Source organism: Pseudomonas serbiensis (assembly GCF_030580745.1).
Lineage (GTDB): Bacteria > Pseudomonadota > Gammaproteobacteria > Pseudomonadales > Pseudomonadaceae > Aquipseudomonas > Aquipseudomonas serbiensis.
This window is the reverse complement of the sequence record NZ_JAUQOO010000033.1, coordinates 1-19086: the sequence shown is the minus strand read 5'-3', so window position 1 is coordinate 19086 and position 19086 is coordinate 1. Positions and strand designations below refer to the sequence as shown.

18 protein-coding genes are annotated in these 19086 nt (G+C 56.4%); 9 read left to right on the top strand and 9 right to left on the bottom strand.

Annotated features, from left to right (window positions below; translation table 11 throughout):
- Positions 1 to 28: 28 nt before the first annotated feature.
- The 3 genes from Q6A51_RS26070 to Q6A51_RS26060 form a co-directional block, all read right to left on the bottom strand.
- Entirely contained in the window at positions 29 to 934 is a 906-nt protein-coding gene (locus tag Q6A51_RS26070) for a LysR family transcriptional regulator (protein WP_095058137.1), read from the bottom strand.
- 102 nt (positions 935 to 1036) lie between these two features.
- Positions 1037 to 1390: a cyclophilin-like fold protein gene (locus tag Q6A51_RS26065; RefSeq protein WP_079302510.1), complete on the bottom strand. Its 354-nt coding sequence runs from the start codon at positions 1388 to 1390 to the stop codon at positions 1037 to 1039.
- A gap of 160 nt (positions 1391 to 1550) precedes the next feature.
- Positions 1551 to 2438 carry a LysR family transcriptional regulator gene (locus Q6A51_RS26060; RefSeq protein ID WP_048392883.1) on the bottom strand — a complete coding sequence of 296 codons (888 nt, stop codon included), beginning with the start codon at positions 2436 to 2438 and terminating at the stop codon, positions 1551 to 1553.
- A 188-nt stretch (positions 2439 to 2626) separates the two neighbouring features.
- On the opposite strand from Q6A51_RS26060, the gene Q6A51_RS26055 reads away from it, so the two are divergent.
- The 4 genes from Q6A51_RS26055 to Q6A51_RS26040 are packed head-to-tail and all read left to right on the top strand — an operon-like array spanning position 2627 to position 6739.
- Positions 2627 to 3517, top strand: coding sequence for an SDR family NAD(P)-dependent oxidoreductase (locus tag Q6A51_RS26055; RefSeq protein WP_304576044.1), 891 nt, complete (start codon positions 2627 to 2629; stop codon positions 3515 to 3517).
- A gap of 22 nt (positions 3518 to 3539) precedes the next feature.
- A complete protein-coding gene (locus Q6A51_RS26050) occupies positions 3540 to 4703 on the top strand; it encodes an MBL fold metallo-hydrolase (RefSeq protein WP_304576043.1) in 1164 nt (387 codons plus the stop codon).
- Positions 4704 to 4706: 3 nt separating this feature from the next.
- Positions 4707 to 6026, top strand: a complete 1320-nt coding sequence (locus Q6A51_RS26045) for an NTP/NDP exchange transporter (RefSeq protein WP_304576042.1) — start codon at positions 4707 to 4709, stop codon at positions 6024 to 6026.
- Positions 6023 to 6739 carry an NADPH-dependent F420 reductase gene (locus tag Q6A51_RS26040; protein WP_176167048.1) on the top strand — a complete coding sequence of 239 codons (717 nt, stop codon included), beginning with the start codon at positions 6023 to 6025 and terminating at the stop codon, positions 6737 to 6739. The genes Q6A51_RS26045 and Q6A51_RS26040 overlap by 4 nt, the downstream gene beginning before the upstream one ends.
- A gap of 188 nt (positions 6740 to 6927) precedes the next feature.
- Here Q6A51_RS26040 and Q6A51_RS26035 read toward each other — a convergent pair whose 3' ends face one another.
- Genes Q6A51_RS26035 through Q6A51_RS26015 form a run of 5 tightly spaced genes read right to left on the bottom strand, consistent with a single transcriptional unit; the run spans position 6928 to position 12054 of the window.
- On the bottom strand, positions 6928 to 7701 hold the full coding sequence (locus Q6A51_RS26035) for an L-iditol 2-dehydrogenase (protein ID WP_013692788.1): 774 nt from the start codon (positions 7699 to 7701) through the stop codon (positions 6928 to 6930).
- 57 nt (positions 7702 to 7758) lie between these two features.
- A complete protein-coding gene (locus Q6A51_RS26030; RefSeq protein ID WP_013692787.1) occupies positions 7759 to 8856 on the bottom strand; it encodes an ABC transporter ATP-binding protein in 1098 nt (365 codons plus the stop codon).
- A gap of 57 nt (positions 8857 to 8913) precedes the next feature.
- Positions 8914 to 9747, bottom strand: a complete 834-nt coding sequence (locus Q6A51_RS26025; protein WP_013692786.1) for a carbohydrate ABC transporter permease — start codon at positions 9745 to 9747, stop codon at positions 8914 to 8916.
- 10 nt (positions 9748 to 9757) lie between these two features.
- Positions 9758 to 10684, bottom strand: coding sequence for a carbohydrate ABC transporter permease (locus tag Q6A51_RS26020; protein WP_013692785.1), 927 nt, complete (start codon positions 10682 to 10684; stop codon positions 9758 to 9760).
- Positions 10685 to 10743: 59 nt separating this feature from the next.
- Positions 10744 to 12054, bottom strand: coding sequence for an ABC transporter substrate-binding protein (locus Q6A51_RS26015; RefSeq protein WP_304576041.1), 1311 nt, complete (start codon positions 12052 to 12054; stop codon positions 10744 to 10746).
- A 292-nt stretch (positions 12055 to 12346) separates the two neighbouring features.
- Here Q6A51_RS26015 and Q6A51_RS26010 point away from each other — a divergent pair, with 292 nt between their 5' ends.
- The 4 genes from Q6A51_RS26010 (at position 12347) to Q6A51_RS25995 (ending at position 16459) form a co-directional block, all read left to right on the top strand.
- Positions 12347 to 13297 carry an AraC family transcriptional regulator gene (locus Q6A51_RS26010; protein WP_304576040.1) on the top strand — a complete coding sequence of 317 codons (951 nt, stop codon included), beginning with the start codon at positions 12347 to 12349 and terminating at the stop codon, positions 13295 to 13297.
- Positions 13298 to 13358: 61 nt separating this feature from the next.
- Positions 13359 to 14267 (top strand): carbohydrate kinase family protein, encoded by a 909-nt coding sequence (locus Q6A51_RS26005; protein ID WP_304576039.1) that lies wholly within the window; start codon positions 13359 to 13361, stop codon positions 14265 to 14267.
- Positions 14268 to 14998: 731 nt separating this feature from the next.
- Positions 14999 to 15679: a class I SAM-dependent methyltransferase gene (locus Q6A51_RS26000; protein ID WP_048392867.1), complete on the top strand. Its 681-nt coding sequence runs from the start codon at positions 14999 to 15001 to the stop codon at positions 15677 to 15679.
- 48 nt (positions 15680 to 15727) lie between these two features.
- On the top strand, positions 15728 to 16459 hold the full coding sequence (locus tag Q6A51_RS25995) for a RibD family protein (protein WP_095973849.1): 732 nt from the start codon (positions 15728 to 15730) through the stop codon (positions 16457 to 16459).
- Between the two features lie 81 nt (positions 16460 to 16540).
- On the opposite strand, the gene Q6A51_RS25990 is transcribed toward Q6A51_RS25995, so the two are convergent.
- Entirely contained in the window at positions 16541 to 17449 is a 909-nt protein-coding gene (locus tag Q6A51_RS25990) for a LysR family transcriptional regulator (protein WP_048392865.1), read from the bottom strand.
- Positions 17450 to 17559: 110 nt separating this feature from the next.
- Between Q6A51_RS25990 and Q6A51_RS25985 the strand changes: the two genes are divergently transcribed.
- The gene (locus tag Q6A51_RS25985) at positions 17560 to 18327 is read left to right on the top strand and encodes an SDR family NAD(P)-dependent oxidoreductase (protein ID WP_095973926.1); all 768 of its coding nucleotides are present in this window, start codon (positions 17560 to 17562) and stop codon (positions 18325 to 18327) included.
- Positions 18328 to 19086: the final 759 nt, after the last annotated feature.

Here is a 19086-nt window from a genome sequence, read left to right as displayed (position 1 = left end):
ATCCGGCGAAGTCGCTGTCGATCGCCAACTATCCAAGCGGGCGCAACTCTCTGATCAAGTCGATCAGCAAACGTAGCGTGATCGGCACCTGCCGGTAGCTTGAGTAATAGATATGGAAGCCTGGACCGACACTGACCCAATCCTCCAAAACCACTTGTAAAGTTCCTTCCGCTACAAGCGGCGCGACAATGGGTTCAGCACAATAAGTCAGCCCAGCGCCCTGGGTGACCATGGCGAGCATCATCCGCGTCTCATCCAGCACGACATTACCGGACACTGGGATCTCTAATTTTTCACCCTCTTTCTCAAACTCCCAGTTGTACATCCGGCCGTTGCCTAGCCGAAACCTTAAACAACTGTGCTGTTTCAAATCCTCGGGGTGCAGCGGCATGCCACATCGGTCGAGGTAATCGGGGGTTCCTACCACGACCCATCGAACAGGGGGGGAAAGACTTTGGGCAATCATGCCTTCAGGTACGGTAGCGCCATACCTGATCCCAGCGTCGAAGCCTCCTTCAACAATGTCCACCATACTGTTGGTGGTTGAGACTTCCACTTCGATATCGGGATAACGATGAGCAAATGTCGATAAAACGGGTGCCAACAAAAGGAGCGCCGCGTCACTGAAAACATTCAGCCGTATACGACCAGTGGGCTCATCACGGAACTTATTCAACAACTCAATGGCCTGGTCGATTTTGTCGACAGGTTCGCTTATCAATGCCAGCAGCTCCTCACCGGCTGCCGTCAGGGTGACGCTGCGGGTCGTGCGATTGAGCAAACGAACCCCCAATCTCGCCTCCAGCCCCTTGATCGCATGACTCAGCGCAGATGCACTTATCCCTACTTCAACACCCGCACGACTGAAGCTGGAATGGCGGGCGACAGCTAAAAAGTAGATAAAATCGCCAAAGTTGGCACGAGTCAGCTGCATGAGTTCTCTGCCATTGGTGTGAAACGTATGAACGAAAGGGCCTCTCCCGCCCCCTGCGCCACAGACAGTTTTTGCCGGCGTGGTTCTGACTGTTTTGGGGTATCACTCATCGACCAAGGTGATCGTTACTTCAAGGGACCCAGGACGCGCGAGTATTCCCAGGCCGGAATCAATCCTGCCGAGTTTGATAAGGTCGCTCGAATACTTGAACCCTTTATGAAAAATGGCGAGATTTCCCCAAGGCGCATAGAAGGCAATGTCACCCGCCGAAGGCGTGAACCCAGCTGGCGCGCCCTGTGTCGATAATGGCTCGGGCAGTACGCTGATCTTCTCGGTCGAGGCGTAGTCGTCCAGTGTCAGTTTCATCGGCAGCTGTTTAACGAAATCTATGGAGGAATCGTTGTTGTCGAGCGTTGCCGTAACCGGACCGCCTGAAACATCGATGCGTATTTTCATAGTTGCTCCACTTTGCTCCGATGGGCTGCGGGGCACGCCCTACCCCCGACCCGAATTGATCTGACAGCCAAATTGCTTTCCCGCCAGAAGGTATCAGCTGACAGAAAAACTGAAATACCTCGCAGCGATTGAAGTCATGAATGAGATTTATCAATCGTCCTTACACACGCAGTGCATTCATAACCAGCGTGAAGGCCCGCGACGGCTGCCTGCGACTTGGGTAATACAAATGGTACCCCGGGAAGGGAGCACACCAATCTTCCAGCACACGAACCAGGCGGCCATTTTCCAGATGCGGTGCGAATTCTTCTTCAGGAAGATAGGCGATGCCCAGGCCGGCCAAGGCTGCATCCACCATGCTGGGAGAGGTGTTGAAAACGAGCTGGCCATCCACTCGTACGTTTAACGGTTGGCCACGACGCTCAAACTCCCAAACGTATAGCCCCCCTGCTGTTTGCATACGCTGATTGATACAACTGTGCTTTAGCAGGTCCCGTGGATTTTTGGGCGTTGGATGCCTTTCGAAATACATCGGGGAGGCCGCAGCGGCCATGCGCAGTTGAGGACCGATGGGTACCGCAACCATATCCTTGTCGATGGTATCGCCCATACGCACGCCTGCATCGAAACGGTCGGCGACGATGTCTCGAAAACCATAATTGATATCGAACTCTATCTTGATATCCGGATAATCGAGCAAAAGCGGCGTGAGCTTGGGAAGCAAATGTGCTCGAAGAATGTGCTCACCACAGGTGATGCGCACGGTGCCGGCGGGTTTATCGCGCATCTCGGTCAGTTCGTCGAGTTCTGCCTCGATTTCGTCAAAGCGATGACCAATGGCTTTTAGTAAACGCTCGCCCGCTGCCGTAGGCGATACGCTACGGGTGGTTCGTGTAAGCAAGCGAATCTCCAGCCTGGCCTCTAACCCGCTCATTGCCTGGCTGAGGGCAGATTGAGTCACGCCCAGTACGGAAGCTGCCCGCGTGAAGCTGCCTTCACGGGCAATCGTTACGAACGATAAGAGATCATTGAGGTTACGTCTGACCATCGCCCAAGTCTCTCATAAATCATTAATTAGCAGGCCTTATAGCCCCTTTAAGGACTGATTAGCTAGTGGCGTCGAAGGGGGCCGGTTACATTAACAACCTCTTTTTAACCAACCCTTCGTTGTATTCAGCGCGAGCGATCGCCATGGCGCTTGGGACGAGAGGCGCGAAGTGACCCGAGGGGACGTGCATGGATCGTAGAGACTTTCTCATCAGAGGCGCCGGACTGGGTTCGTCGTTGATCGCAGGCTCACTTCTGGAAGCAACGGCATCCTGGGCAGAGGCCCCAACCAATTCCCGAAGGGAGGCTCCCGCGTCCAACGCACAACGGGACAACAATGCAAGCGGCAAAGCCCGCGTATTCATTACCGGCTCGGCCGATGGACTGGGCCATGCCACCGCCAAAACCCTGCTTGCCCAAGGCCACGAGGTTGTCGTGCATGTGCGCTCCCCTGCCCGGTTGTCTGCCGTGCAAGAACTGGTGGACCAGGGCGCCATCGCGACAGTCGGCGACTTGGGCGATCTTGAACAGGTTCGCGACCTTGCCCGTCAGGTCAATGCCATCGGCGCGATGGATGCCATTGTTCACAACGCTGGCATCCTCAGCGGGGCGCAACTGCTAGTCGTCAACGTCGTCGCCCCCTATATGCTCACGGCCCTGATTCAGCGCCCCAAGCGTCTGATCTACCTGAGCAGCAGCATGCATAGGGGCGGACGAGCCAGCCTGACGGGATTGGACTGGTCGGGCAGCACCCCCACAGGCAGCTATTCGGACAGCAAACTCTTTGTAACCGCACTCGCAGCAGCCGTTGCGCGGTTGTACCCCGACGTCCTCAGTAATGCGGTCGATCCGGGCTGGGTCCCAACGAAGATGGGAGGTCCCAACGCACCTGACGACCTGCGCCTGGGACACCTGACCCAGGAATGGCTTGCCACCAGCAATGACCCTGAGGCACTCACCAGCGGCGGCTATTGGCACCATCAGCGACGCGAACAGCCGCATTCCGCGGTCCAAGACTCCCGATTCCAAGACTTGCTGCTGGCTGAACTCACGCGCGCCAGCGGCACGAACCTGTCGTGACCACCTCCACGGTAACTACTGCATGAAATTATTCTGGGGTCGTCTTCTCATGGCCGTTGTCGGTATCGCTCTGCTAGGCATCGTTGGCGCCTTCGCCTATTTACAGCAGCCGGTCTTCGGCGACCTGCCCAGCGGCGAGCGGCTGACGCGCATCGAACATTCGCCCAATCATGCCGACGGAGTGTTCCGCAACCAGATCGACACGCCCATGAAGACCACGGACCAATCCGAGATATCGATGTGGATGCAGACCCTTTTCGGGCAAGAGGGACAGCCTCGACCGCCAAGCCCGATTCCCGCCGTCAAGACCGACCTCAAAGCACTCGACCCTACACAGGATATAGTCGTTTGGCTGGGCCATTCCTCCTACTTCGTGCAACTGGGCGGACAACGCATCCTGATCGATCCGGTGTTCAGCACTTACGCCGCGCCGATCCCCGGAGTGAACAAGGCATTCGAGGGCACCAGCCTCTACACGGCCGATGACATACCCGAGATCGACGCTTTGTTGATCAGCCACGATCATTACGATCACTTGGACTATCCAACCGTTCAGGCGCTTCAGACCAAAGTCAGAAAGGTTATCGTGGGGTTGGGTGTAGGCGCGCATTTCGAGCGCTGGGGCTACGACATTGGAGTCGTACGCGAAGCCGACTGGAACGAAGTCATCGCGCTGACACCGAACGTCAGAGTCCACGTCACCACAGCTCGACACTACTCTGGACGCACCTTTACCCGCGATCAGTCGCTGTGGGTCGGCTTTGCACTTGTGTCTCCTGAGCAGCGGTTGTTTTTCAGTGGCGACTCGGGTTATGGCCCGCACTTTGCCGAGATCGGCCAGCGGCTGGGTCCGTTCGACTATGTCGCCATTGATGCAGGTCAGTACGATCCGCGCTGGGCGAATGTCCACATGAATCCGGAACAGGCCGCGCAGGCAGCCAAGGACCTGCACGCCCGAGTGCTGATGCAGACGCATGTGGGCCGCTTCTCCATCGCCCCTCACGATTGGGATGATCCGTTCAAGCGCATGCAAGTCGCCAGTCAGGGGCAAACCTTCGCGCTGTGGACGCCCGAAATCGGCCGCACGGTCTACCTTGACGGCCGTGCGCAGTCGTTCACGGCATGGTGGGAAGACGACGCAGCGAAGACTCCGCCTCAGGTCGCAACTGGAGCCAGGAAGGAGTAAGTCGTGCAGTCTCCCGTCTCGCTGTTGTGGCTACGTCAGGCAAACGTGCGCCCCGAAGAAGCACCCGCAGTCCTGTGGTCGATGCTCTACGTCATCGCGCTATTTCTGGCGTATTACCTGTTGCGACCGATCCGCGACGAGCTCGGTGTGGCCGGCGGGGTCCAGAACTTGCCCTGGTTATTCACTGGTACGTTGTTGGCGATGCTGGTAGCCAGCCCGTTGTTCGCGCTGGCCGTGCGCAAACTGCCACGTAAGCAGTTCATCGTCGTGGCCTATCGTTTCTTCGCTGCCAACCTGATGTTGTTTGCACTGCTGCTGCATCTCACCGATCCACAGTGGCAGGTGTGGCTGGGACGTGCCTTTTTCATCTGGGTCTCGGTGTTCAACCTGTTCGTCGTCTCGGTGTTCTGGTCGTTCATGGTGGATATCTTCGACAGCGAGCAGGGCAAACGGCTGTTCGGGCTACTCGCGGCAGGAGCAACGATTGGCGGCCTCTTGGGCTCGGCTATCACTTCCAGCCTGATCCAACAGTTGGACCGCTCCTGGCTGATGGTGATTGCCATCCTGTTTCTGGAAGTGGCGGTACTTGCATCACGCCGTTTATCTCGCCTTGCTCCGATGCTCAGCCACACCACGCCCAAGGAAAACCCTGACCGACCCTTGGGTGGCGGCATCTTTACCGGCATGGTCCACACGCTGCGCTCGCCCTACTTGGTCGGGTTGGCACTATTCATTCTGCTGTACTCGGTTACATCGACTTTCTTGTATTTTCAGCAGGCCAGCATCGCCGAGACCTCGTTCCCTGATCGTGCGGCCCGCACGGCGTTCTTTGCCAATATCGACTTGATCGTCAATGCGATCACACTGGTATTCCAGCTGTTCATCACCGGCAGGATGATCGCCACCGCGGGCATCGTGGCAACGCTGTGTGTCCTGCCGCTGGTCAGCCTGTTCGGCTTCGCTGCCTTGGCCGCCAGCCCTAGCGTCGCAGTCATCGTGGCCGCGCAGGTCGCCCGCCGGGTAGCGAACTTCGCACTGGCCAGACCCGCCAGGGAAATCCTGTTTACCTCCAGCACACGTGAAGATCGCTACAAAGCCAAGAACTTCATCGACACGGTCGTTTATCGTGGCGGTGACCAAATCGCCAGCTGGGGATACGCAAGCCTGATGGGCCTTGGCCTGACCCTGGCGCAGATTCCCATGATCTCGGTCCCCCTCTCAGCTATCTGGCTGGGCTTGAGTGTCTGGTTGGGACGAACCCACCTGAAGCAGGAACAGCGCGATTCTACGGTCTCACCATCATTGATTGAGGACAGGACATGAAGTCTACCCGCCGCTCCATAGTGAAATCCCTTGGCGTATTGGCCGCTCTGCCTTGGCTCATCCCCGCGAGTCGCGCCTTTGCGGTCGCGCCAACCCGCATCGGCGTGATCGGTAGCGGATCGCTGGGCGGCACGGTAGGTCGGCTGTGGGTCGAGGCTGGACATGAGGTCATGTTCTCTTCCCGCCATCCAGAGCAATTGCAAGACATGGTTGAGGCGTTAGGGCCACGCGCTTCGGTCGGCCTGCCGATGGCGGCAGCGGAATTCGGCACCGTGCTTCTGTTGGCTATTCCGTTTGAAGCGCTACCCCAGGTCGGGCGAGACCTGCACAGTGCCTACCGCGGCAAGATCGTTCTGGACTCCACCAATCCTTGGGGCACAAGCAGCAGCGATGTATACCGCGAAGCGCACAACCTGGGCGTTGCTGAAACCGTCGCGAAGTACATGATCGGCGCGCGACTGGTGCGCGCATTCAGTGCCGTCGATGCCACCGTGGTGGCAATGTCCGCCTCACGAGCGGGCGGGCGCATTGGCATGCCCGTCGCAGGAGATGACGCCGAGGCCTTGCGGGTCGCCGCCGACCTGGTACGCGATGCTGGTTGCGACCCAGTCGTCGTGGGCAACCTGGCTGCCTCCGCCTCGTTCCAGCCGGGCAGGCCGGGTTTCCGCGCCCATCTGACCGCACCGGAACTGCGCCGCCTCCTCGGCCTGTAGTGCAGAGTTCTGGTGGCCGCGTAGATAAGCAAGAAACCTTGCTGCTAGCTCCCACCTCAACAATCGGCCGGTGGATCAAACTGCCAGGCTCTCATGAGTCGGGCAGCGTGATCGCGAGGAAGCTGAATCTAACCGCCGGGTGATCGGAAAATGTGCCGCTCTCCTGTCACCCGCCCCCCCTCCTGCACTCAGCTCATCCAGTTCCCGCCATCAACGTTGTACGTTTGTGCAACGATGTAATCGCTCTCCGAGCCCGCCAGGAAAATTGCCATTCCTACCAGATCCTCTGCTGTCCCCATTCTTCCATACGGAACCTCAAGGCCGACGAGCCGCTTCTTCTCACCCAGGGGTCGGTTCTCGTGTTTGGCAAAGAGCGCGTCGACACCGTCCCAGTGTTCGCCATCGACAACCCCCGGGGCAATCGCATTGACATTGATTTTGTGCTTGATGAGGTTAAGGCCAGCAGACTGTGTAAGGCTGATGACGGCCGCCTTGGTGGCGCAGTAGACGCCTACCAACGCCTCACCGCGGCGACCCGCCTGGCTGGCCATGTTGATGATCTTACCGCCATGCCCCTGACTGATCATCTGCTTCGCCGCTGCCTGAAGCGTGAACAGCGTCCCGCTGACATTGATTGCAAAAAGCTTGTCGTAGCTTTCCCGAGTGATCTCGGTGATCGGTGCAAGATCGAACAACGCCGCATTGTTCACAAGGATGTCCAGCTTTCCTGCGTGGGCAACGACCTCCGCGATCGCTGCATCAATGGACGCCTGGCGGGTAACGTCCATCTCCACCGCGTAAGCTTGCGGCCCAAGCTCGGAGGCCGTCGCTTGAGCTCTTTCCAAATTGATGTCGGCGATAGCGACCGTAGCGCCTTCACCGATATAGGCCTGGGCAAACGAGCGTCCAATACCGCGCGCGGAACCAGTGATCAAAGCGCTTTTACCTTCGAGACGTTTCATTGAATCTACCTTTGTGGTTCGTGGCGCGCTTCATCGAAAGAGCGCGCGTGATGGAAGTCAGGCCGCGCGTGATGCCGCAGGGCTTACCGAAAGACCGCTCTCATCAAATAGATGGCAATGAGCGACATCGAGGGTGAGATAACGCCGGGCGGCGTACGGCACTTCGCAATCCCCCTGGACACGTACCGTCAGGCTTTCTCCTGAATCGACATTCACGTGGCAGAAGGTATCGCTGCCCAGGCGCTCGGTGACATCCGTCGTGACCGGCACTTGGCCTTCAGCGCCCAGGGTCAAATGCTCCGGCCGTATCCCGATCGTCACGGATTGCCCAACCGACAACGCACTGCTGTCGCGTGGAATGAGCAAAGTGGTTCCAGAGGCGAATCTAACCTCCACCCCCGATGCATGCACGGCATGCACAGTCGCCTGCAAGAATCCCATTTTTGGTGTCCCAAGGAAGCCGGCAACGAACAGGTTGGCAGGGTGATGGTAGAGCTCGAGCGGCGAACCAATCTGCTCGATCCGCCCAGCGTTAAGCACAACGACCTTGGTGGCGAGCGTCATGGCTTCGACCTGGTCATGGGTCACGTAGATCATGGTCGCCTGCAGCTCCTTATGCAGTCGGGACAGCTCCAAGCGCGTCTGTACACGCAGCGCAGCATCAAGGTTCGACAGTGGCTCATCGAAAAGGAAAATTTTCGGGTTTCGGACAATCGCACGCCCAATAGCGACTCGTTGGCGCTGACCACCTGACAACTGCTTAGGCTTGCGGTCGAGCAGAGAACCAAGTTCGAGAATCCTTGCGGCCTCGGCGACCTTCCTTTCCACATCCGGCTTCTTCTCACCGGCCAGATCCAAGGCAAATGACAAATTCTTGCGTACCGTCATGTGCGGATACAGAGCATAGGTCTGGAATACCATGGCCAGGTCTCGTTTGGCAGGAGTCACCTCAGTGATGTCTCGGCCGTCGAGCTCGATCGTGCCGCTCGTGACGTCTTCCAAACCTGCAATCAGGCGCAACAGGGTCGACTTGCCACACCCCGACGGCCCTACGAACACCACAAATTCCTTGTCCTTAACCTCGAGATCGATGCCCTTGATGATGGACAGTCCCTCGAAACCTTTCTTGAGATTTTCTATTTTCAAAGTGGCCATGCGTAAAGTCCTGTATGAAATTGGAGCCTTCGCGAAATCATTGAATGCTCGACGTCGTCATTTGACGGCGCCAAAGGACAGCCCACGAACCAATTGCTTCTGACTGATCCAGCCGAAGATCAAGATAGGTGCGCAGGCCAATGTGGAAACCGCGGAAAGCTTCGCCCAGAACAGACCCTCAGGGCTCGAGTAGGAAGCGATCAGCGCGGTCAGAGGTGCGGCGCTGGAGCTCGTCAGGTTGAGCGACCAGAAGGCCTCGTTCCAGCACAGGATCATCGACAGCAGCATGGTCGACGCCAGCCCACCCTTGCTGATGGGCAGCAGCACGCGCAGCATCTCCTGCCCCAGGGTCGCGCCGTCCAGCCTGGCCGCCTCCAGAATCTCCCGGGGGATGTCTTTGAAGTACGTGTAAATCATCCATACCACGATGGGCAGGTTGATCAGGGTGTAGATCACGATCAGCGCGATCCGGGTGTCCAGCAACCCCGCCCCCTTCGCCAGAAGGTAGATAGGCATGAGCACCCCAACTGGAGGAAGCATCTTGGTCGATAGCATCCAAAGCAGCGTCTGCTTAGTGCGCTTGGTCTCATAGAACGCCATCGAGTAGGCCGCCGGCACCGCGATCAGCATGCACAACGCTGTAGCGGAGAAGGAAATCAGCACCGAGTTCCACGCGAAGTGGAAGTAGTCACTGCGCTCCTGGATGTGCAAGTAATTCTCCAGCGTAGGCATGAAGATGAACTGTGGCGGCGTAGCGAAGGCGTCGATCTCGGTCTTGAAACTGGTAAGCACCATCCAAAAGATCGGAAAGAACAACAGCAAAGCGGTGACCCAGGCCAAGGTGCCGAGCAGTACGCTTTGCAGAGACCGGGATTGTTTAAGCGTCATCATGGCGTTGTCCTCAGGCTTTGTCGGTCAGGTTCTTGCCAATCATGCGCACCAGCACAATCGCCGCGATGTTGGCGATCACCACCGCAATCAGACCACCGGCCGAGGCCATGCCCACATCGAACTGCACCAGTGCCTGGTTGTAGATCAGATAGGCGAGGTTGGTCGAAGCGAACCCAGGTCCGCCATTTGTCGTGGTGAAGATTTCTGCAAATACCGACAGCAGGAAAATCGTCTCGATCATCACCACCACCGCGATGGGCCTGGCCAAATGTGGCAGGGTCAAATGCCAGAAGATGGCCAGGGCACCCGCCCCATCCAATCGAGCGGCCTCTTTCTGCTCTTGATCGAGCGACTGCATGGCTGTCATCAGCAACAAGATCGCAAAAGGCAGCCACTGCCAGGAAACGATGACGATGATCGAGAAGAGTGGGTAATGAGCTAGCCAATCGACGGGCTGTGCCCCGAAGAACTTCCATACCGCCGCGAGGATCCCGGAGACAGGGTGGAAGATCAGGTTCTTGAAGATCAGCGAACCCACGGTCGGCATGATAAAAAACGGCGAAATGAGCAGCACCCTGACTATGCCGCGTCCAAAGAACTCGCTTGCCTCAAGCAAGGCTGCAATCAAGACACCAAAAATCACGCTGATCAGCAGCACGCTGCCCACCAATATCAACGTGTTAAGCGCTCCGGGAAGAAAACCCGAATCTGTCACGAAATAGGCAAAGTTCTCCAGGCCAACGAACTCGTTTTCCCCTGGATTGAGCAGGTTGTACCGGATCACCGAAAAATAAACGGTCATGGCCAGCGGCACGATCATCCAGAGCAACAAAAGTGCAACCGATGGCGACACCAGAAACCATCCTGGATTGATCAAACGGCGTGCGCGTGATGGCGCCGAGGCCGCAAGCTGGGCTCGAATAATGGACGTGTTCATGATTATTTACCTGTGCGGCTGTGACCGCCGGCGCTAAGCCGGCGGAGGTAAGGGGCTATTTATTTTTTGGGATAGCCCGCACGCTTCATCTCGCGCTCGGTTGTGGACTGGGCAGAAGCCAGCGCTTGCTCAACCGACATTTGTCCTGTCAACGCTGCGGAGAAAAGCTTGCCTACCGATGTACCGATCGACTGAAACTCGGGGATCACCACGTATTGAATGCCCACGTACGGAACAGGTTTGGCTGAAGGCTGCGACGGGTCAGCGTGCTTCATCATTTGCAACGTTACCTGAGCAAACGGCGCGGCCTTGAGGTAAGCGTCACTGTAGGTCGAGATGCGTGTACCGGGTGGCACGTTCGTGATGCCATCCTTATCGGTAACTAGCTGGATGTACTCTTTGGAGGTGGCCCAGGTGACGAACGATTTGGCGGCCTCTTTGTGCTTGGAGGTGGCAGGAATTGCCAATGACCAGGCGTACAACCACGAGGACCCCTTGTCGGTAACCTCAATAGGCGCAGGAGCGAAACCTACGCTGTCCACCACCCGGCTCTGCTCCTTATCGGTGGTGAAAGATCCAGCCACGCTTGCATCAACCCAAATCGCGCATTTTCCACTGTTGAAAAGGGCCAGTGTTTCGTTGAACCCGTTACTGGATACTCCGGGAGGGCCATATTTCTTCAGGGTATCAACATAAAACGTCGCTGCTGCCTTCCACTCAGGACCATTGAGTTCAGGCTGCCATTTCTCATCGAACCAGCGCGCCCCGAAGGCGTTGGCCATCGTGGTAAGCAAGGCCATGTTTTCGCCCCAGCCAGCTTTGCCACGCAAGCACATGCCATATTGATCCTTCGAAGGATCATTGAGCTTGGCAGCGAACTCGCCCAGTTGCGACCAGGTCGGCTGCCCCGGCATCGTCAGCCCTGCAGCCTTGAACAGGTCGGTGCGGTAGTACGTGATGGTGCTTTCGCCGTAGAACGGCAGTGCGTAGAGCGTATCGTTAACAGAAAGGCCCTGACGCACGGCAGGAAAGATATCGTCGACGTCGTAGCCGGCCGGGAGGTCCTTCATCGGCTCTAGCCAGTTCTTGGCACCCCACATCGGGGTCTCGTAGGTGCCAATCGTCAACACGTCGAACTGACCACCTTGAGTGGCAATGTCAGTGGTCAGACGCTGACGCAGAACGTTCTCTTCGAGCACGACCCAGTTCAGTTTGATGTCGGGATGCTGCTGCTCGAAGATCTTGGATAGCCGTTGCATTCGGATCATGTCACCGTTGTTGACCGTCGCGATGGTCAGCGTCTCAGCGGCATGGCTGGCAAGGGCGAATGACAGACCAGTAGAAAGAATTAGCGCATTCGTAATCTTCATGGGGCTCTCCACTCCAAGCCAGATGACCGGAGCTATTATTGTTGTTGTTCACCACTTGTGAGCAAAACAAGACCGCATTGCAGTGGTGGGCGAATTGATTAGATCACCTACCCGCCCCGCCCTCAAACGAATCGCGGACGCCGAACTGATACTTTTTTGATCGCGATAACCGGCAGCCACAAGGGTTAAAAAAGTATCAACCAGCTGCAATAGTTGGGCTAGCAGTCCCGGACGAATTCGGCGTATGGTTGGCGCATTCGATCCACCGTATAACTATAAAAAGGGGCACGAGATGCCTGACAACCGCGCTGCTTTGTTCGAGCACCGACCAGCCGACCTTGAAGTCATCCTTCCTGAACCCGATCAGAGCTTTCGATGGTACGAGCACGACTATCCATACGCCCTCGCCCGCTGGAACCACCATCCGGAATATGAAATCCACCTGATTCGACAAGGAAGTGGCAAGCTTTTGGCTGGGGATTACATCGGGCCCTTCACCGCAGGACATGTCGCACTGATTGGCCCAGGTCTTCCCCATGATTGGATGGGAGATATCGCGCCGGGAGAACAGCTCGTAGGCCGCGACGTGGTGCTGCAGTTTGACGGCGCTGCCCTGCTCGACCTCCAAGGTTCATTGCCTGAGCTATCGGAGCTGAAAACGCTGTTTGAGCTGGCACAACGTGGGATCGAATTTACTGGGGGGACGGCCGTCGAGGCCGCTTTGCTGCTTGAGAGAATCGGCGAGGCGACGGGGCTTCAGCGCCTGATCATGTTCCTGCAATTGATAGACACCCTCGCAAGGGCGCCAAAGCGCGAAATTCGGGTATTGGCCAGCGCCTGCTACTCGCCTTCGTTGAACGAGCGCAGCTCGGAGCGAATAAATCAGGCATTCGACTACCTGATCAATGAGCTCACATCCGACATCCGGCTATCTGTCATCGCCGAGCGAGTTGGGATGAGCGAGGCCGGTTTTTCACGCTTTTTCAAACGAATCACTGGCCACGGATTCATGGACCTGATGCGCAAGCTGCGCATCCAGCGTGCATGTCGGCTACTCGTCCAGACACAGCTCTCGGTCGCCGAAATCTGCTTCGAGGTTGGCTATGAAAACGTCTCCAATTTCAATCGCCACTTCCGTCATGAAATGCATCAGACCCCGAGCGACTACCGGCGTACTACTGCCGTGAAGCTCTTCAACCGAGACAGTCTTCACCCATCGCTACCGATCACGCAGGTGCGGTGAGACCGCGCCTATTGATGTGACGCACGATAGTGTCCCCAGCCCGATACAAGAGAGAATGAATATGCAATTGCCGAGCGTTGTTGTGTTTGGTGAAGCACTGACCGACGTGGTTCAACACTCGCCCGGACGGTGGCAGGGCTATCCAGGTGGCGCGCCCTGGAACGTGGCCCGCGCAATGAGCCGCCTCGGCGTGCCCACTGCATTCGCCGGCTCGATCAGTACCGACTCATTGGGCGATGAGCTCGCACAGCAATCGAGGGCTGCCGGTCTGGACATGAGATTCCTCCAGAGAGTTGACGCTGACCCTCTGGTAGCGATCGTGCCCTCCAGCCACCCTCCCCGGTATTTCTTTGCGGGCGAGGCCGATCTACTTTTTGATGTGGACCAACTCCCGGCAGGTTGGTTGGATGCGGTTCGACTCTGTCACTTCAGCTGTATCAGCCTTGCCCGTCAGCCATTGGGGGACAGGCTTGTTGAGGTGGCCAGGAGGGTGAAGGAAGAAGACAAGCTGATTAGCTATGACCCGAACTGGCGCAACCTGATGGACACCCGCTACCGCGAGCTGACTTTCCCGGCCATGGTGGAGCTTGCAGACATCATCAAGCTCTCGGATGAGGATCTTCGTCAGATATACCCTGGATTGAACGAAGAACAGGCCCTTCGAGAATTGCGGACAATGAATACTCGTGCCCAGATTCTTTTCACCCGTGGAGCGAAAGGCATGGTGTTGTATGACACCGACCTAAAGTTTGAACAGCCCGCGATCGCCGTTGAGGTCGCGGATACAGTGGGTGCCGGAGATTCGAGTATGGCCGGCTGGCTCGCCTCGACGCTTCTAGGCATCCAAGAGCCGCGTGCACGATTGGAGTTCTCCGCGGCTTGTGCGTCGGTGTCTTGCTCACATGCAGGGGCTTACGCGCCTAGTCGTGAAGAAGTGAACAACTTGCTGTCATACCGCATGCAACATTGACGCTGAAATTCGCATTGAACACAGCCATCTTGTCAGGTGACGGGGCTCAAGGCGCAGTGGATAGAGTACACATGCGGGTTGAGCCAGATGGACCAGTCCACCACTAGCCAGTTGAACCCGCACCAGTGTTCGTGGCCCAGGAGCAACAAACGCTCCCCCACCAGTTATTACAAGTTTTTGATCTGGCGCCCGGCAAGTCGGGCCTGCTCCATCTGCGGAAACCCCGAAGGTGAAAAGCAGCGTGCCGCCCCCAACCGCCAAACTGTTCTCTTCATCCGTCAAATCTCTTTGCTTACTTCGTCTGTCGGCGTCCCGAGCCGTCTTTCGTTCAAAGCTGAGGTCGTCAAGAATGAATACTCGTAAGTTATCAGCTGAGTAAAACTGGCATACGTCGCAGCGATTGAGACCAGAAATGAGACCTTTCAACCTCACCGACGACGCAATGATGATATTGACGCCCAGCCATCAATTCAGCTCATGGTTATATGCAGTCACGCAGCTAGCTCTTCGTCATCCCTGTCGTAAAATCATGCCACGGTTGCGCGGTCCCCTGCCTTATCGTCAATAGGTTCCACGCCCGTCCTGATAGAAGTCATAAGGCTTCTTTTGAATGACCTGAAGCTCCCATAGGCGCGCATACCCCGGCCACTGCCATGACCGCACCAGACCAGAATGAGGATCCCAACTCATACCCTCTGGAATTTTCTGCCGCAACAAATGGAGCCCCATTGATGCCCGATCCGATCAAGCTTGAATTTTCCGAAAAGTACGACGATAAGCACGCGCAGAGTTATTTACTCAAGCATCAGGACAATCTGGCCCGCCGTTTATCCCACAAACGCGACGAGCAATTGGCGCGTAGTGCGTTGGTCGCCGCTGGCGAGCCTGGCTTGGTGCTGGACTTGCCGTGCGGGGCCGGGCGTTTCTGGCCGTTACTGGCGCAAAAGCCTGGTCGCGTGATCATCGGCGCAGACAATTCTGAGTCGATGTTGAAGGTCGCAACCATCGCCCAACCGGCGGAGGTGGTGAAACGGGTTCGCCCGTTGCAGACCTCTGCCTTTGCTATCGATTTACCGGACAACGCGGTCGACAACATATTCTGCATGCGCTTGATGCACCACATCGGCGCCCCGGAGCACAGACTCGCGATTCTGCGTGAGTTTCAACGCGTTACTCGCGACAGCGTAATTATCTCACTATGGGTGGACGGCAACTTCAAGGCTTGGAAACGCAAGCGTACCGAAGTGCGTCGTCGCAACAAAGGAGAACAGGACGGTTACCAAAATCGGTTCGTGTTGCCGGCTACTACTGTCGAGGCAGAGTTTGAACAGGCCGGTTTCCGTGTTCAGAAATCCCTGGACTTCATACCGCTCTACGCCATGTGGCGAGTTTATGTATTACGCAAAAAATAACAAAATGGCCATCAGCCACTTATCCAAGCTTTATGGAATTGATAGTTCATGCCCCCTCGAATCATATGCCACATGATCAGCTCGGTGGACGGGCGCCTCGTGTCTTCTCGTTGGACATCTCTACCCAATGGGGACAGTGAGCAAACGATTAGAAATCATTACGAGCGAATTGCCGCCCGCCTAGGCGGCGACGGTTTCATCATAGGCCGAAAGACCATGGAAGCATTTGATGGTATTTCTTCAAAACCACCGTTTGTAGGGGAACACAGCGGTGGTCTGCGGGACCACAACATAGCGCATGAACCAGGGGACCCGGTTGCGATCGTGATTGACCCCTCCGGGAAGCTGCACTACCAGACGAATACCATTGATGGCGGGCATCGGATTATCTCCATTCTCGGCGACTCGGTATCGGATGCCTATTTGCAGGCGTTGCGAAACCAGGGCATTTCCTATCTCTTCGCAGGCCCTCATTGTGAAAACCTTAAGCAAGCGTTAGCGATGCTAGGCGCCCAGTTTGGATTGAAGACCCTGCTACTCGAAGGTGGCGGCGTGATCAATGGGACCTTTTTGAAGGCCGGTCTGATCGATGAGATCAGCCTTTTGATTTACCCAGGAATAGATGGTTTGAGCGGGGTACCAAGCATATTTGAATATCACGGCCAGTCGGATGAACGCCCTGCGTCCGGCCAGTCCCTGCGCCATATCAGTACGCAAACGATTGAGGATGGTTTCATCTGGGCCAGGTACCTCGTTGCGAAGATGTCACCGCACACATGACACTCGCAACAACGGCAAACCTCTAACGGCGGGAGCCCTCGCGTCAGGCTCTAGTCGCGCAAGTGCTTACGCTTCCAGTATTTAAGACGCTCGCTCCTGCATATAGGGCCGGGTCACCTGAGTGAGCCAGTTCAGCACTGCTTCCACGCGCGGAGCAACGTGCCTACGATGAGGGAGAAGCAACGAAGCCTGTATCGGGGGCGGCCTGAACTCTGGCAGTACCTCAACCAGCTCCCCGCTATCGATCAGGCGCTGGCTTGCCGGTACGGACACTTGCATGATGCCCAACCCGTTTCTGCAGGCCGCCAGCAGGAGTGAGCCACTGTTTATGGCGAGTGCACTGACCATGGGTACTGACTGCACCTCGCCATCTACCGCATAGCGCCAAGCAGCCTCTTCACTACGCAAGTTATTTGCGTAGTGAATAACACGATGACCAGCGAGGTCAGCGAGTGAACTCGGCACACCATACTGTCGCAAGTACGCTGGACTGGCTAAATTGCAGGCCTTCATTGTGCCTAATTTTCGTGCGACCAGATCCGAATCCGGCAGCGGGCCTATCCTGATCAAGCAATCAACACCCTCCTGTATCATGTCCACCCGACGGTCGTTGATACTGATTCTGAGATCAAGCAGCGGATGCGCGGACAGCAATTCCCGCAAATGCGGCATTACCAGCTCCTGCCCAAATAAGCTCGGCATATCGAGACGCACCCTACCTTGCAAAGCTCCGGCAGCAGGCCGAAACATCCCCTGCAAATGATCTGACTCCCTCAGCAGTTCTCTGCAGCGCTCGAAAAACAGCTCGCCATCAGGCGTCAACCGAACGCTGCGGGTGTTGCGTTGCAATAGCCGGCTACCCACATCGGCTTCCAGCGTCCGCACAATGGCAGAAGCCCGGCTCTTGGCAACACCGAGCTGCTCGGCCGCTTTAGTAAAACTGCCCAATTGGGCAACGCGGCAAAAAACCCGTAGATCATTCAACTCCATCGTCGATTGTTCTCTATAGATGAACAGAGGGTTAATTTTTCCCGACTTTATTCGCGTTCTTCAGAACCGTAAAGTCTGACCTCCGAATCTTTTCCGAGAACTGTATGACGATGACTAAAAAATCAGATCGCATTGCCCTTATTACTGGTGCCAGCCGAGGAATTGGACGGAGTAATGCCTTGAAACTCGCCGAAAATGGCGTCGATGTGATCATTACCTATCTGAGTAGTGCAGACGCAGCTGCGGCAGTTGTAAGCGAAATCGAAGCCTTGGGTCGTCGCGCCGTAGCCTTGCACCTTGATGTCGGCAATGCAGGTACGTTTGCTAAATTCGCAAACGATGTGAAAACCACGCTGCAGCAAAAGTGGCAGCGCGATCGATTCGACTACCTGATCAACAACGCAGGTGGTGGTACATACGCGACGGTTGCCGACACCACCGAGCAAGAGTTCGACCTCATGATCAACACTCATCTCAAAGGCACGTTCTTTTTGACCCAAAAATTGCTTCCGCTGATAGAGGATGGCGGACGCATTCTTAACACCTCGTCAGGTTTGACCCGCTTCACAGTGAGCGGCTACGCCGCCTACGCCGCAGCGAAAGCCGGCGTCGACGTGCTGACGCGCTATATGGCCATAGAGTTAGGTTCGCGGAGGATCAGCGTTAACGCTATCGCGCCGGGCGCGACGGAAACAGACTTCGGCGGAGGCGCTCTGCGCGATGACTCGGCCCTGAACGCGCAATTTGCTGGCATGACCGCACTGGGTCGTAATGCGCGCCCGGATGACATCGGTTCTGTAGTCGCCGCATTGCTTGGCGAAGGTACCGGCTGGATTACCGGGCAACGCATAGAGGCGTCGGGGGGCCTGCTCCTCTGAGCCAACGGTAGCGGTAGCGGTAGCGGTGGAGATGGCAGATGCCTGCACTCTCCACTTGCGTGCAGCGTCAACGAATATATTTGTCAGCGGCTGGGCAGACGGTGGCTTACAGCGATGGTAGCTTAGTGAATACACCGCGCGTCTGCTCGTAGGCCTGCACAACAGGTAATGCCAACGCATACTTGTCGCGCATTATTGCTACAGAGGATCTGCGGCCCTATACATTCCCAATTTATCATTTTCGTGCATAGCAGTATTCTGTCTCACCAACTTTTAACAAGAATCCTGCCCAGATATTATCTCCGCGCGAAGCCACAACCTCATAAAACCAGGTTGCGCAACATTTATTCACGAACAACTAATGATCAAAAAGACCCGTTTGGACGCATTCAGAATGTGAGATCGTTACATAAGAGCCTCGCAATTAGGCTTCTCAGCCACTGTCTTCCATTCCTGAAAATCTCACCGTGGTTCTGGATCATAGGGCTATCCAACAAATGGAAGTTAATAATAGCTAAAGCTCTTCGTTAGATCTCCCTAGACCATCATAAGGACGGAGCTTATCAAGGGACCGATCTGAACCAAGAGACAGGCACCGCAAGGAAGCAAAGGCCAGTACAGGCGTCTAAGAATGTTGGCGCTGATTGAAAACTGACCCACCCTGCCGATTGAAAATTGACCCAGGACGGATTGCTGATTTCTGTCCCAGCAATTGTGGATAAGCTTAGCAGCAGTGTTCCGATTAAAGACGCATCAAGC

Coding starts and splice junctions, on each gene's coding strand:
- Q6A51_RS26070 (WP_095058137.1), bottom strand. CDS start 934: ATGCAGCTGACTCGTGCCAACTTTGGCGATTTTATCTACTTTTTAGCT.
- Q6A51_RS26065 (WP_079302510.1), bottom strand. CDS start 1,390: ATGAAAATACGCATCGATGTTTCAGGCGGTCCGGTTACGGCAACGCTC.
- Q6A51_RS26060 (WP_048392883.1), bottom strand. CDS start 2,438: ATGGTCAGACGTAACCTCAATGATCTCTTATCGTTCGTAACGATTGCC.
- Q6A51_RS26055 (WP_304576044.1), top strand. CDS start 2,627: ATGGATCGTAGAGACTTTCTCATCAGAGGCGCCGGACTGGGTTCGTCG.
- Q6A51_RS26050 (WP_304576043.1), top strand. CDS start 3,540: ATGAAATTATTCTGGGGTCGTCTTCTCATGGCCGTTGTCGGTATCGCT.
- Q6A51_RS26040 (WP_176167048.1), top strand. CDS start 6,023: ATGAAGTCTACCCGCCGCTCCATAGTGAAATCCCTTGGCGTATTGGCC.
- Q6A51_RS26035 (WP_013692788.1), bottom strand. CDS start 7,701: ATGAAACGTCTCGAAGGTAAAAGCGCTTTGATCACTGGTTCCGCGCGC.
- Q6A51_RS26030 (WP_013692787.1), bottom strand. CDS start 8,856: ATGGCCACTTTGAAAATAGAAAATCTCAAGAAAGGTTTCGAGGGACTG.
- Q6A51_RS26025 (WP_013692786.1), bottom strand. CDS start 9,747: ATGATGACGCTTAAACAATCCCGGTCTCTGCAAAGCGTACTGCTCGGC.
- Q6A51_RS26020 (WP_013692785.1), bottom strand. CDS start 10,684: ATGAACACGTCCATTATTCGAGCCCAGCTTGCGGCCTCGGCGCCATCA.
- Q6A51_RS26015 (WP_304576041.1), bottom strand. CDS start 12,054: ATGAAGATTACGAATGCGCTAATTCTTTCTACTGGTCTGTCATTCGCC.
- Q6A51_RS26010 (WP_304576040.1), top strand. CDS start 12,347: ATGCCTGACAACCGCGCTGCTTTGTTCGAGCACCGACCAGCCGACCTT.
- Q6A51_RS26005 (WP_304576039.1), top strand. CDS start 13,359: ATGCAATTGCCGAGCGTTGTTGTGTTTGGTGAAGCACTGACCGACGTG.
- Q6A51_RS26000 (WP_048392867.1), top strand. CDS start 14,999: ATGCCCGATCCGATCAAGCTTGAATTTTCCGAAAAGTACGACGATAAG.
- Q6A51_RS25995 (WP_095973849.1), top strand. CDS start 15,728: ATGCCCCCTCGAATCATATGCCACATGATCAGCTCGGTGGACGGGCGC.
- Q6A51_RS25990 (WP_048392865.1), bottom strand. CDS start 17,449: ATGGAGTTGAATGATCTACGGGTTTTTTGCCGCGTTGCCCAATTGGGC.
- Q6A51_RS25985 (WP_095973926.1), top strand. CDS start 17,560: ATGACTAAAAAATCAGATCGCATTGCCCTTATTACTGGTGCCAGCCGA.